We start from the raw sequence: 12,616 nt of genomic DNA on the forward strand, positions 1-12,616 counted from the left end.
ACACCATGGGAAGGTCAAACCGGGGGGAGCGGGCCGGGTGCTGATCGGGGAGCTGTCGCGTCGTACCGGAGTCAGCGAGCGCCTGTTGCGCTACTACGAACGCATGGAGCTGATCCACTCGGAGCGCCGTGCCAACGGCTATCGCGAGTACGACGACAAGACCGCGGAGACGGTACGACGCATCCGCGCCCTGCTGGCCGCCGGCCTGCCCACGCGCATCATCCGCCAGATCCTGCCCTGCACCTCCGGCGAGGCGGCACTTCGCCCCTGCCCCGGCGTCCTCACCAGCCTCCGCGACCAGCTCGACGTCCTCGACCGGCGTGCCGCCGACCTGGAGACCGCGCGCCGCGTTCTGCGCCGGACGATCGCCGCCACCGAGGACGCGGCAAGCCCAACCACTGTTCCGGACACCCGAACCGCCCGGCATCGCTGAGTTCTCGCGCCCCGAACCGCAGCCGGCCTCTCGTCCGCCACTCGGTGATGCTGACGTTGTGAGTCGACGCCTCCCATCGCCTCTGCGTGACGGAGCCCAGCACGGAGCCCAGCCGGGATCTGTGTCGCGATACGACGTTGGTCTTCTCCACGCTGCGCTGCCCGCGTCGCGCGGAGACGTTCGACAGGACCAGGACGGAAGCATGCCGGGAGAGATCTCGCCCACCGGAAAGCGCTCCGGCTCCGGCTCGTCGCCCGAGCTGCGAGCCTCGCACGCGGACCGGGACCGGGTGTGGATGTGCTGCGGAGCGCGGCGGGGGACGGCCTGCTGACCGCGGACGAGTTGGACGAGCGCGTGGAAGCTGCTCTGTCGGCACGGACTCTGAACCAACTGACCAGGCCCGCGTCCCTCACCACGAGTGATTGACTCCGTCGTCCCGAACTGACGGCGGGTCGGGCGTGGCCTGAGCGGCGGCCACCGCAGGTTCCGGCTCCGCACGGCCGACTAGGTGTCCCGCGTGGGGCCCGCGAGGGGCAGGGCGCGGTGGGGATGCCGGCCGTCTTCCAGCGGCCCGGCATCGAAGAAGGTCGCAGCGGCCAGGTGGTGCCGGCAGACGGCTCAGGGCGCGGTGAACAGGGTCGGGAAGCGAGGTGCCAGCCACGGCCGGGGGCCCCAGGCCAGGACCTGTCCCTGGGCGATGGCCCGCCAGGGATTCAGCCGTCCCAGCGCGATGAGCAGGAAGGCGACGGGATCGAGCAGGATGGTGCAGTCCGCGCGCTGCGGTGGTGCCCCCGGTGTCACCTGCACGGCTCCGTCGGCCAGGAGAACGCCGAACGACTCGCCCCCACGCAGCCGGATCCCGTAACGGGCCGTGAGTCGGGCCGTGGCGGCGGGGTTTGCGACACGCGGCATGACCGAGAGCATGAACGGCATGCACAAGCCCACCCGTGTCCGATCGACCATGTGCGGACGCTTCAGGGCGCGAGCCAGGTCGTATCCATGGCCGAGCATATGCGTGAGCAGGTACGACGCGAGCACCGGCAGGTTCATCGGGCCCAAGGGTGTTGTTCGTTCAGGGCCGTCGGCCGTGGGACGCGAAAGAGCGCCCAGGAACGCCTCGGCCTGCTCCGTGATCATCGTCGCGAGAGGCTCCGCCCGGCGTTCCCCGAACACGGCCAGGGACTCCGCGTTGGCCTGGGCGAGACTCCGGGCTGTTCCGTCGCCGTACGGGCGCTCCCGCCCGGCTGCCAGGTCGGCCATCAGTTCGTTGGCCAGGGCCAGGTGTGCGGCGGCCTCGCCGACGGTCCACTCGGACCCCGGTACGGCAAGTGCCGTGTCGCTCGCGCTCCGCACCAGCGTGGCGATCTCTTCGGCAGTGCCCCGGATCGCCTGTCCCAGCCCGTCGGGCAAGGCCCACGAGTCGTCCTGCCGTACCGTCGTGTGCACTTTGCTTGCTCCGCTCCCCACCCGCCCGGCACGCCCTACGTGCCCGCGGCGCTGGTACCCAACCAGACCCTGGGGCGCACGGCAAGTCCCCTCGCGCCCCCGCTTGGCCATCGGCATGGCCGAACGCCTCACCCGTACCGTTCCCAGCGGACACGCGATCTCGATCGACGGGACCGCGCTCCATGGTGGGGTGGTCCCGCACGTCGATGGCACGGTTGATGGCGAGGACGGGACATCGATCTCGCAGCAGTGAGGCGGGGGCGGGGATCTGGGCGTCCCTCGCGTGGTCGAGGGAGCCGCCGTGCAGCAGCGCGAGGAGGCGGCCGGCGCCGGTGTCGAGCCGGAACAGGGCACCCATGACAACCAAGGTGTCATTATTCGGGCCAATGGCAACCAAGGTGTCATCATGGTGAGGTGAGTGAGGCAGAGCGTGGCTTGGCGTCCGAACAGTTGACCGGCCGGCTGGCCGAGGTGTTCGACCTGGTGGGGCCGCTGTACCGGCGTACGCAGCGCAAGGTGGAGCAGGACGTGTCCGCCGAGGGGCTGTCGGTCGGGGTGCGGGCCGTACTCAGCATGCTCCGCGAGCACGGGAGCATGACCGTCCCTCAGATGGGTCGGGCCCAGGCGTTGAGCCGCCAGTTCGTGCAGCGCATGGTCAATGAGGCGGCTGCACGAGGGCTGGTCGCGTCCGCACCCAATCCGGCCCACAAGAGATCGTCCCTCATCGGGCTGACCGACAAGGGGCGGGCCGCCATCACCGCCGTCATCGACCGCGAACGCGCGGTGCTGCGTCAGGTCGGCGGCGACGTGACCGACGCCGAGGTCGACGCCTGCCTGCGGGTCCTCGCCCGGCTTCTGGAACTCCTGGGCAACGACGACCTCGAGTGAGCCGGTCCGGGTGAGCCGGACGAGGTCGACGGGGGAGCGGCACTGCGCCCGGCCGTACCCGGGGCATTCGATGCGGCGGTCTGCGCGTGCCGCCGTGTTTCATCGGTCGGCATCGGCCGCAGGCCGGAGGTGGGCGGTCACCTCCTCGTACGTGGGGGCGGGCGGGAGCGGCCGCGCCTTGGCCGGGCGCAGGCCGTCGACGAAGATACGTACGTGGCGCGTGGCGACGGCGGTGGCCAGCTCGGCAGGCAGGTAGGGCAACGGGCGGCAGGCCAGCGCGGCGGTGGTGATCAGATCCACGGCTGTCGCATCGGGGCGTACGACACCCCGCGCACGGGCACCGGCCAGTAGCTCCTCCATCGCGGCCGAGGTCCCTCGCTGAAGCTCGAGGGCCTCGGGGTCGTCGGTGACAGGCCCTCCGATCAAGGGCAGGACCAGCATCTCCCGCTCGTCGACCATGCTCAGCAACAGCCCCTCGATGGCGGCGAGCGGGTCCGCCGGTGCGGCCTCCAAGGCCTCACGGGCGAGGCGGCGCACCAGCACGAAGCCGTCGACGACGACCTGTCGCACCAGGGCGTCACGGTCCGGGAAGCGCCGGTAGAGCGTGGCGATGTTGACCCCTGCGCGGCGGGCGATCTCGTCCAAGGGGGCTGCCGTGCCCAGCTCCCTGAAGGCGTCGCGCGCCGCGGTGAGGATCTGGGCGCGGTTCCGTGCGGCGTCCGCGCGCAGGCGCGGCTTTCCGTCGTCGTGGGATGTGCTGGGGGTCATGCCGTGCCCGTTTCCTCCGTCACCTGTGCAGATGGTCGGGTCGAGACTACGGCAGTGGGGGGATCATGGCGCACGCCTAAGTGAAGGATTTTCTGCGCTTACAATGACCGGGGACGCCGGAGTGCAGGAGGCGCCCTGCGTGGCGCACGTACCAGTGGGTGTCGCGCTCCCAGATCCACGGCGGGCTGCCTGCGCAGCCGAGGCCGAGGCCGAGTCCGCCGGCCGTCCTGTCCGGCCGACACCACCCCCTCGCACATCCTGGAGAGAGATCTTCCCCATGCACCAGCACAGCAGCGCAGGTCCCACCCTCACGCCGCCTCCTGATCGCGGGACACGCGCAGGTTCCGGCCGACCGGCACACGCACGCGATCACCTGGACGACACCGAGCCCGGCATACCGGCCCCCGTGCTCTCCGCAACCGCGGGCCTGCGCAAGGCGTTGCTCGCCCCGGTCATCACGGCACTCGCCATTGGTGGCATCTTTGTCGGCGTCTACCTGGCGGCCTTCCACTCCCCGGCCGCACACCACCAGCCACTCGGAATCGCCGCTTCCGACTCGGTCGCCGCGCGGACGGAGCTGTCTCTCAACAACGAGGCGCCGGACGCCTACGTCTTCTACCGGTACGCCGACGCGGCGGCCGCTCACGAGGCGGTCACGCACGACGAGGTTCCGGCTGTGCTCGTCTCCGACCACGCAGGACTCCGTCTCATCGCGGCCGGAGCGCAGGGGCCGTCCACCATCTCCAGTCTGTCGGCAGCGGTGACACAGGCCGTCGGTCACCCCGTACCGGTCCGGGACGTACGGCCGCTCGCCGACGGTGACGCTCGCGGGCTCTCGGCCTTCTACGCCGCTTTCGGGGTGGTGCTCGCCGGGTTCCTCTTCGCGGTCTCCTCGTACCAGATCGCCCCGCGCCTGGCACTGTTCGCCCGGGTCGCATCGATGCTGGCCTTCTCCGTCGCCTCCGGCCTGATCGTGGCGCTCATCGCGCACACCGGTTTCGACGCGCTTCCCGCACCCTACGCCACGGTCGCTGTGGTCGTGGGCCTGCTGGCGTGGGCGACCGCTGCCGCTGCCGGGGTGTTGCTGCGGCTGTTCGGACCGATCGGCATGCCGGTCGCCTCCGTGGTGCTGCTGATCCTGGGCAACGCCACCTCCGGCGGTATCCTGCCCGCCACCTTCCTGCCCTCCTGGCTCGCACCACTGGCCGACGTCATGCCCCCGGCCGCGGCCATCACCGGCCTGCGCGACGCCGGCTACTTCCATGGCGAGCACGTGACCCCTGCGATGCTGACGCTGACGGCGTGGGGAGTCGGCTGCCTGGCGATCCAGTACATCCTCGACCGGACGGCGGCGCGCCGCGCACACGCCAGGGGTGCTTCGACCGCGGCCAGGGTGGTCGGGCAACTCTCCGCTTGAGTCACTGTCCGCAGGCGGCGCCGTGCATGGCGGGGGATGTGGCTCCGCAGGTTCGGGACTTCAAGGGGTGTCGGGGTCCCGAACCTGCGACGCGGTTGCCGGGTGGGGAGCCGCTTGCGGTAGGCGGTCACCGAACCGCCCCTGACCCGCCGTCGGCCCGCTCGGGGCGAACAGCTCCTCCGGCCGGCGGGAATGGTGAAGTCCCACTGGATTGCTAGAGCAGGCCGGCCCGCGCCGCCTGGATGCCGGCCTGGAAGCGTGTCCGCGCGCCGAGGTCGTCCATCACCTCGCGCACCCACCGCTGGACGGTGCGTGGTGAAACGCCCAACTGGCGAGCGATGCTGTCATCGGTGAACCCGGCAGACAGCAGTGTCAGCAGCTCCCCCCGGCGGTTCCCCGCGCCGATCGTCGGGCCGTCCGCGTCCGGCACCCGTACTGCCCGATGCCAGTACGCCTCGAACATGCCGGTGAGGGCGTCCAGCAGGGAAGAGGCGCGAACCAGGACCGCGGCCTGTGCCTCGGAGCCGGTGGCCACCGGAAGCATGGCCCAGCGGTCGTCCACGATCGCCAGCTTGCACGGGAGTTCGGGTAGCACCCTTGCCTCCTCTCCGGCTGTGACCACCTCGCGGATCTCGGCCAGTCGACCGGGGGCGCTGACCGAACCCGCCTCGTACACCGCGCGGATGCGCACTCTGCGGGCCAGCAGGGAGCGCTCCAGTTCGGTGTCGGTGGGCGAGATGTGCGGGGGTTTGTCGAAGAGCAGGAGCTGCCGACGGGCGCCGTCCTGCATCTGCCGCCAGCGTTCGGCGATGGCGGCCTGTCCGGTGATCACCTCCAACAGATCGGCTGCCTGTGGCCGTTGGGCCCGCCGGTAGACCCGCATCAGCTCGCCCACCCGGCCGCGGGTGCGCAGCAGTTCCTCCTCCCGCCGTAGCAGCAACGCCTCGATCGCGACGTCAGGCGCTGCGGCCGACCAGCGGACCGGAGCGCCGTCGTGCCGGGTGACCAGACCCCGTTCGGCGAGTACGGTCAGCAGCCGCTCGGCACGGTCGGCGGTGATGTCCAACTCCGTGGCGAGACCGGCGGCCGTACAGGTCGCAGCGGCGAGGACATGCAGGTAAGTGTTCTGTTCCGCTTCAGAAATGCTCAGGCCCTCGAGCAGGCCGCCCGAGGCCGCGCGCGGGGGCGCCGGTGGCTGGGCTCCGCCTGACACCGTGTGGAAACCGGCTGGAAACACCCTGACCGCCCTTCGATTCCAGGCGGGCGCAGCTCGACGAGCGCTATTCGCCGCCAGGCCATTGTGTCATGTTCTCGCCATGGCGAGTTCCGGTTGGCGCCTGACTCTTGAGACTTCACACAAGCCACACCCACGATGAACCCCGGTCTGACAGGCCCTCGAACATCGACTCCATCCCCCCACAGGAGACCGGTACATGGGCACGAACACAGGAACCAGACGCAATCGTTTCACCGGTCGAGCGGCAGCCGCGGGTCTGCTGCTCGCCGCCGCCGCTCTCGTCCCCGCGTGTGCGGGAACGTCGGCCGCAGCCAGTACGGGCTTCGGCCCCCAAGCCAAGCGATTCCAGGACAGCAACTGGGGCGGGTACGTTGCCACCGGAAGCTTCGGCACCATCGCCGGCTCCTGGACCGAACCGCATGTCACCTGCAACAGCAGTAACGACCTGTTCGCCCCCTGGGTCGGCCTGGACGGCTACGGCTCACAGACGGTGGAACAGACCGGCGTGCAGACGGACTGCTCCAGCGGGTCGCCGGTTCTCTCGGCCTGGTACGAGATGTACCCCGCTGCCCCGGTGTACTGGGACGACCCGGTCTCCGAAGGCGACACCATCACGGCCTCAGCGGTCTCCAACGGCGGCGGCAACTACACGCTGACGCTCACCGACAACACCAGGGGCTGGACCGAACACGTCGACCAGAACCTCGGCGCGCAGAACGCCAGCGCCGAAGCGGTCATCGAATCCCCCACGCAGAGCTATCCGTCCTTCAGCGAACTGGACTTCTCCGGTGTGACGGTGGACGGCCAGTCGTTCGACGCGACGAATCCGCAGGCGTTCACCAGCGGCGGCTACGCGCCGGGACCGCTGTCCGGAGGTTCCTTCTCCATGACACCGAACGGCGCCGCCCGTACGCCGCACGTGCCCGCCGAACGACCGGGTGTCATCCGCTACTGACTCCCCGCCAGCAGTGACGTGAAACCACAAGGGGGTGCCCGGACCGTACGGTCCGGGCACCTTCGGGGGCTCGGGCGGCGGACAACCCCCTTGGACGGGCAGCCACTTGACCGGTGGCGTCGCACACCCGACGTGAGCTGCCACTGATCGCGGGATCTCCACGGCCGGAGGCGGTGGTGGCGTCCACGTCCTCGTTCTGGGCCGGCAGGGTGGCCTCGGAGATCCCGGCGTAGTTAGACCGGCGCGTCCACGGCATCGATGTTCTCGGCAGCCCCGACGATGCTTGCCGCATCGGTGACATCCAGCAGCAGTGGTCGCGCATCGCCACCGATCCCGGCAGCGGCGCCCGCGGCACGATCCTGCCGAGACCACACGCGGCAAACAAGGGCATCGGCGAGGAGATCGGAGACTGCCCAGTCGCCTCGATGTTCGCGCCCCGCGGTCCTGAGGGCTTCGAGCTGCGCTCTGCAATCCGTCTCGCCGGCGATCAGCCGGGTTACTGCCGCCAAGGGGTCTTCGGGGGCATGGGTGATACAGGAGGCCGTGACTTCGGCTTCCGAGTGGTGGTCGCCGACGTTGGAGTCGACCCAACCGCGTCCGGACAGGACCCAGGAGAGTCGCAGGCGGGCCATCCCATTACCCTCCAGGCGGTCACGGGTCCCCTGCGCTGGTCACCAAGGGCTGCTTGCACAGTCGGCGAGACGGGTGCTGCGGATCCTGCAGACCGGACGTCGCAGTCGTCAAGGACGCCGACTGTACGGGAAGTTGAGGCCGGGTTCTGTGGGCGGTCAGTGCGCGGATGACCGGCCGGCCGTGCATGAACCTGGCTCCACTCATCAGGCCCCTTTGGAAGCGATCATCCGGGGAACCGGGAGTCGCTTTACCGGCGGACCGCCGAGATCAGTCCGCCTGGCCCCTCCTCGAGCTGTGGCGGGGTGCTGATCGGGCGGCCGTAGGCGGCAGCACGCTCGCGCAGGGTGTGACTGCTGGCCTCCCATCCGTGCCCGGCCAGCCAGCCCACCGGGTCGTCGGGCGTCTCCGAGACCCACATGGACGCCGCCGATCCCGGCACGGCGTCCGCCCCGAAGCGCTCGATCACGCCGCGCGGGCCCAACGTCAGCCCCATTCGACTGCCTGCCGCCGACTGTGCGCTGATCCGGGCCAGCAGCAGTTCCACCGCGTCCTCGGGCAGATAGATCAGCAGTCCTTCGGCGATCCACACGGTCGGCGCCGCCGGGTCGTGACCTGCGGCGGCCAGCGCGGCCGGCCAGTCCTCACGCAGATCCACCGCGACGGTGATCCGCTCGCAGCGTGCCACGGCCCGCTCCTGGCGCAGCACCGAAGCCTTGAAGTCCAGTGGCGCGGCGGTGTCGACCTCGAACAGCCGGGTGCCCTCGGGCCAGTCCATCCGGAAGGCCCGGCTGTCCATGCCGGCGCCGAGCAGCACGACCTGCCGGACCCCGGACGCGGAGGCCTGCTGCAACAGGTCGTCGAGGAACTTCGTTCTGATGACGATGGACAACGCCAGGCCCAGCCGACGGCGTCGCTCAGCCTCGTCACCGGGCAGCGGCGGCGAGGAGGGCCCCAGGCCCCCGGCGGTGGCGAAGGCCTGTGCCAGTGGGTCGCGGAACAACGCGTTCTCCCGCTCGGTCTCCCGCGCCCGCACCCTGGCCACCCCGACCGCCGTGGCCCACACTCCCGACGGCTGCACCCGCTCCTGCTCATCAGTCACCGAGCCAGCCTAGATGATCGATACGACCGCTGAATCCCTTGGATTCGATCATCTGGATCCGTCACACATCGATCATGTCGGCTCGACGAGTCGCCCACCAGCCCGTCATCGGTCCCGGATCAGAACAGGTACTCATCGAGCGCCCCGTTCGGGGAGCGTCGGAAGAACCTTCTCGGCGATGTCGAGGAGAACGCTGTCGTCCGGCAGGGCTCCGGACGTGCTCCACACGGTGAAGTCGTAGTAGCCGCCGCGGTCTTTCTCGTCGAGGGCCACCGACAGCGTCCTGGCCGGCGGACCTTGTTCCACCGGTACGCCGGATCCGCCGCTCCCGAGACTGATCTGGAACTTCATGGTGTGATCGGAGGAGAAGACCGCGGGCCGGCCGAGAACGGTTTCCGTCTTGATCTCCCTCTCACCACCGATCTTCATCAGGTTCACGTACTGGGCAGTCGACAGCTCGTTGTATGTGGCCGAGAGGTTCACGGTGTATGTGTCGAACCTGACCTCGGCCTCCGGTCGGGCGACCTTCCCGTCGGTCAGGGGAGCGGTGCTGCTGGTGCCGGAAGCCGTGCTCGCTCTCTCTCCAGGTGTTCGAAGGAGTTGAGCCAGGTCGGGGCGGTTGAGCGCCTGGCACAGCTCGTCACCGGTCACCGCCCGGGGTGTCTTCGCGTAGGCCGACGGCAGTTCGTCGTGTGCACCTCCCGAACACGAGGCAGGCTGCGGTGTGCTGTCGTCGGACGGCAGCACCTTTGGGGCCAGCCACAGTGCGGCCGCGAGTGCCCCGAACACGGCCACGGCCGCGACGGCCTGGCCCCACGCGTTGGGTTCCTTCTCTGCAGTGCCCGGGCCGGGACGCTGCCCGACTTGGGCCTGGGCCTGCGTCCGGGTGGCGCCGACCGCCGCCCCGTACGTTGAGGCCGCCGCCTCGTCCGCGGAGGCTGCCGGACTCGGGTTCCGGCGTGCGCGCAGTGCCCGGACCACAGCGTGGACGCGTATCGCGGTGAACACCAGGAACACCACACCGAGACCGGCCGCGCCCCAGTCGTGGTCGCGGACTGCGAGATACATGATGCGCACGCCGAGCACGGACCCGATTGCGATGAGCAGGGGCTCACGGACCCAGAACGGCAGCAGACGGAGCAGGAAACCGAGCACCCGGTGATCTCACCAGGCCCGGATCACATCCGCCGTGGCGGAGGCCACAGTTCCGGGAGCGGTCCGGGCACGGCCGAAGCCGAACGTACGACTGTCAGGCAGGGGCAGCGCCCCCGCCTGATCCTGCCCGAGCACGAGGGCTGCCTGTACGGTCGTCAGCAGAGGACGACGGGTCCGCCGGCCGACCCCGTGAAGGTGGCTGGGCCTACGCGAGTTCCTTCCGCATCAATGTGCACATCGTTTCGTAGCGGCGCAACGAGCCATCAGGGGCTTGCTCGTCCCACGCGTCCGGTTGACGGTCGTAGGCGACGTACCCCAGTCGTTCGTACAGGGCACGTGCCCGGGAGTTCTTCTCCTCCACGGCCAGCTCGGCCTGCCCCAGACCGCGGTTCCTGATCCGCGTTTCCGCGGCTTCGACAAGGAACGTGCCGATCCCGCACGACTGCAGTGCGGGGTGGACTGCCAGCTGCCACAAAGTGCCGACGCCTTCCTTGACCTGGTAGTCGACGCCGCCCTTCGCCACGGGGATGTTGGTTGCAGGGCAGATTGCAAGGTAGTCGACCTCACCGATCCGGGCACGTTCCAACTGCTCGGCGACGCCGACCAGGTGATGGTCAGACCCTGCCCACCCGCACGACGCCAGGTCCGCATGCACCAAGTCACGGGCTGACAGCCTCAACACCACGTTGATCATCTTCAGTACCTCCCACGAGCCAGCATCCGCGTCGATCAGCACGGGGCGCAAAGCCGTTTCCGCAGCCCGCCCCGGCTCGCCCGCCCAGTGCGGCCAGGTCAGTGCTCTGAGCGGACTTGACCTCGTGGCTGTCGGTGCGTCGATCGGTCCTTTCTCCTTGCTGGGAAGCGCCAATCTGGACGCCTACCTCCTCGCCCTGCACACGGACAGTCCGGATCCCGTGACGGCTTGGCTTGCCGCACTGGCCAAGACGCGGCTGATCGGCCCGCCCACGATCCCGGAAACGCCGCCGCCCACCACCTTTCCGGCGGATCGCTCGCCGGCTGGTTCGACGCTGTCCTCCACACGCAAGAGGTCACCCCGGTCCGCTTTCTCTCCCGGCCGAAGAGCCGACTCCCGGGACGCCGTCCCCGGCAGGACCTCAGCGCGAGCGTGCCGGATGCGCAGCGAACAAGGCCCGCCCCGCTGGTGGGAGCCGGGGCGGGCCGGTGGTCGCAGGGCCGGCCGTGTCCGGAGCCGCCGAATGCCGCGTTGTCGGCCTGGAGGCGCTGCGCCTCCGGCGCGCGACAGCCGGCGAGGCCTCTCGTCGACGTACACGCGACACGGACTCACGGGTGGTCCGCCCGCTGCTCTCTCAGCGTGCCGTCGGTACGCGGAAGCGGCGGTACAGCACCGTTCCGCCAAGGAGTGCCGTACCACTCGCGGCAACGGCCGTCCAGATCCCGTCGGCGCCGGTCTCGGCGAGCGAGTTCTTCGTCCACTCAGGCGTGATCGCATGCGTCGTCCTGGGCATGGAACGCGGCTTGTGCGGCGTCGGCTTGACCGGCGGTACGGAGCGGGCCGGCGGTGTGGTCCGAGCGGGCGGCTCGGGTGCAGTACGGGCGGGCTCGCTGGGACGGGCGTCCGGGGAGTTCACGGACTCATTGCCGAAGACGGGATTCCCCACGCCGACCACGTTGACCGTGTTGCCGCTCACGTTCAGCGGCAGATCGATCGGCAGCTGGAGGTCGTTGCCGGAAACGACACCCGGCGAGTCCTGTGTCCTGCCGACGGCCGTGGCCTGGCCCGTCGCCCCGGCCCGGTCCTTGGCTCCTGCGTTGGTGCAGCTGTTGCCCATGGCGGGATTGAGGAGCCCGGCCACGTCGACTGTGTTGCCGCAGATGTTCACCGGGACGTGCACCGGCAGTTGGACCGTATTGCCGGAGATCAGCCCTGGTGAGCCGACCGCGGAGCCGTCTGCCGCAGAGTCCGCGTGCACCGGCCCCGCCACAGCCATCGCGCCCGAGGCGACGAAGAGGGTGACCACACCGGTGCGGGTGACCCGATTCATAGAATCCTGCCTTCCAGAAGTGACTGCGGGTACTCGCCCGCACCACGTGAAACATTTGTGAAACTCCATAAGTTATGGCTTGTCGCCTGTATCGCCTGAATAGACGCATATCTGTGCGCGGTTCGGGTGCATCGCAGAGAGAACCTCGTGCCGGGTGACGCTGGTGGGGTCCGAGCTGTGGCCGACAGGGCAGACGGTGCCCGATGCGGCTCTGGTACCAAGTCCCAAGCGTCCCAGGAGAGTGGAGGCGCCGCGGCGGAGCTGGCTGGTCGCCCAGCACGCCGACCGGCAACTCGACGTTCAGCGACGGGCTCTCCAGTTGGTGCAGCCGACAGTGGCGGCCGGGTGGGCCAGCCCGCGCGAGCCGGCCTTTCTGCGCGACCGCACGCTGGTCAATGAGGGCCGCAAGCAGGTCTACGGCACTCAGATCGCCGGTGTGAGAGACGGATCACCGGTTCCGTGGTCCTGCGAAGAGCCCGAGCGCATGGACGAGCCTCGCGCCGAAGTCGGCATCGAGCCCTTCGGCACATACGTCGCCAAGTTCGCGATGGCCTGACGCCC

Annotated in this window: 12 protein-coding genes and 2 pseudogenes; 6 read left to right on the forward strand and 8 right to left on the reverse strand. The window is 69.7% G+C overall.

Going from position 1 to position 12,616, the window contains the following annotated elements; all coding sequences use genetic code 11:
* The first annotated feature begins 37 nt into the window (after window positions 1-37).
* Both GQF42_RS42100 and GQF42_RS42105 read left to right on the forward strand, forming a co-directional pair.
* Window positions 38-433, forward strand: coding sequence for a MerR family transcriptional regulator (locus GQF42_RS42100; protein WP_158928880.1), 396 nt, complete (start codon window positions 38-40; stop codon window positions 431-433).
* Window positions 434-635: 202 nt separating this feature from the next.
* Window positions 636-826 (forward strand): annotated as a pseudogene (locus tag GQF42_RS42105) (DUF1707 SHOCT-like domain-containing protein); the annotation flags it as partial.
* 225 nt (window positions 827-1,051) lie between these two features.
* On the opposite strand, the gene GQF42_RS42110 reads toward GQF42_RS42105, so the two are convergent.
* Complete coding sequence (locus tag GQF42_RS42110; RefSeq protein WP_233273678.1) at window positions 1,052-1,879, reverse strand: maleylpyruvate isomerase family mycothiol-dependent enzyme; 828 nt, start codon at window positions 1,877-1,879, stop codon at window positions 1,052-1,054.
* Between the two features lie 414 nt (window positions 1,880-2,293).
* Between GQF42_RS42110 and GQF42_RS42115 the strand changes: the two genes are divergently transcribed.
* A complete protein-coding gene (locus GQF42_RS42115; RefSeq protein WP_158928882.1) occupies window positions 2,294-2,767 on the forward strand; it encodes a MarR family winged helix-turn-helix transcriptional regulator in 474 nt (157 codons plus the stop codon).
* Between the two features lie 99 nt (window positions 2,768-2,866).
* Here GQF42_RS42115 and GQF42_RS42120 read toward each other — a convergent pair whose 3' ends face one another.
* A complete protein-coding gene (locus GQF42_RS42120) occupies window positions 2,867-3,535 on the reverse strand; it encodes a TetR/AcrR family transcriptional regulator (RefSeq protein WP_158928884.1) in 669 nt (222 codons plus the stop codon).
* 406 nt (window positions 3,536-3,941) lie between these two features.
* Here GQF42_RS42120 and GQF42_RS42125 point away from each other — a divergent pair, with 406 nt between their 5' ends.
* Complete coding sequence (locus tag GQF42_RS42125; RefSeq protein ID WP_158928886.1) at window positions 3,942-4,952, forward strand: ABC-2 transporter permease; 1,011 nt, start codon at window positions 3,942-3,944, stop codon at window positions 4,950-4,952.
* A 214-nt stretch (window positions 4,953-5,166) separates the two neighbouring features.
* On the opposite strand, the gene GQF42_RS42130 is transcribed toward GQF42_RS42125, so the two are convergent.
* Complete coding sequence (locus tag GQF42_RS42130; RefSeq protein WP_158928888.1) at window positions 5,167-6,165, reverse strand: helix-turn-helix transcriptional regulator; 999 nt, start codon at window positions 6,163-6,165, stop codon at window positions 5,167-5,169.
* 220 nt (window positions 6,166-6,385) lie between these two features.
* Here GQF42_RS42130 and GQF42_RS42135 point away from each other — a divergent pair, with 220 nt between their 5' ends.
* Window positions 6,386-7,144: a G1 family glutamic endopeptidase gene (locus GQF42_RS42135; RefSeq protein ID WP_158928890.1), complete on the forward strand. Its 759-nt coding sequence runs from the start codon at window positions 6,386-6,388 to the stop codon at window positions 7,142-7,144.
* A gap of 233 nt (window positions 7,145-7,377) precedes the next feature.
* Here the strand turns inward: GQF42_RS42135 and GQF42_RS42140 are convergent, their stop codons facing one another.
* The 5 genes from GQF42_RS42140 to GQF42_RS42160 all read right to left on the reverse strand — a co-directional run bounded on the left by GQF42_RS42140 (window position 7,378) and on the right by GQF42_RS42160 (window position 12,055).
* Complete coding sequence (locus GQF42_RS42140) at window positions 7,378-7,776, reverse strand: hypothetical protein (protein WP_158928892.1); 399 nt, start codon at window positions 7,774-7,776, stop codon at window positions 7,378-7,380.
* A 248-nt stretch (window positions 7,777-8,024) separates the two neighbouring features.
* Entirely contained in the window at window positions 8,025-8,876 is an 852-nt protein-coding gene (locus GQF42_RS42145) for a class I SAM-dependent methyltransferase (protein WP_158928894.1), read from the reverse strand.
* A 132-nt stretch (window positions 8,877-9,008) separates the two neighbouring features.
* On the reverse strand, window positions 9,009-10,031 hold the full coding sequence (locus GQF42_RS42150) for a DUF6215 domain-containing protein (protein WP_158928896.1): 1,023 nt from the start codon (window positions 10,029-10,031) through the stop codon (window positions 9,009-9,011).
* 205 nt (window positions 10,032-10,236) lie between these two features.
* Complete coding sequence (locus GQF42_RS42155; protein ID WP_158931253.1) at window positions 10,237-10,725, reverse strand: GNAT family N-acetyltransferase; 489 nt, start codon at window positions 10,723-10,725, stop codon at window positions 10,237-10,239.
* Window positions 10,726-11,359: 634 nt separating this feature from the next.
* Entirely contained in the window at window positions 11,360-12,055 is a 696-nt protein-coding gene (locus GQF42_RS42160) for a chaplin (RefSeq protein ID WP_158928898.1), read from the reverse strand.
* A gap of 178 nt (window positions 12,056-12,233) precedes the next feature.
* Between GQF42_RS42160 and GQF42_RS42165 the strand changes: the two are divergent.
* Window positions 12,234-12,611 (forward strand): annotated as a pseudogene (locus GQF42_RS42165) (DUF6624 domain-containing protein); the annotation flags it as partial.
* Between the last annotated feature and the right edge of the window lie 5 nt (window positions 12,612-12,616).

The sequence above is a fragment of the Streptomyces broussonetiae genome, from assembly GCF_009796285.1.
GTDB lineage: Bacteria > Actinomycetota > Actinomycetes > Streptomycetales > Streptomycetaceae > Streptomyces > Streptomyces broussonetiae.

Excerpts from the sequence above, each read along its gene's own strand:
- GQF42_RS42120 (WP_158928884.1), bottom strand. The coding sequence starts at position 3,535 with ATGACCCCCAGCACATCCCACGACGACGGAAAGCCGCGCCTGCGCGCG.
- GQF42_RS42135 (WP_158928890.1), top strand. The coding sequence starts at position 6,386 with ATGGGCACGAACACAGGAACCAGACGCAATCGTTTCACCGGTCGAGCG.
- GQF42_RS42140 (WP_158928892.1), bottom strand. The coding sequence starts at position 7,776 with ATGGCCCGCCTGCGACTCTCCTGGGTCCTGTCCGGACGCGGTTGGGTC.
- GQF42_RS42155 (WP_158931253.1), bottom strand. The coding sequence starts at position 10,725 with ATGATCAACGTGGTGTTGAGGCTGTCAGCCCGTGACTTGGTGCATGCG.
- GQF42_RS42160 (WP_158928898.1), bottom strand. The coding sequence starts at position 12,055 with ATGAATCGGGTCACCCGCACCGGTGTGGTCACCCTCTTCGTCGCCTCG.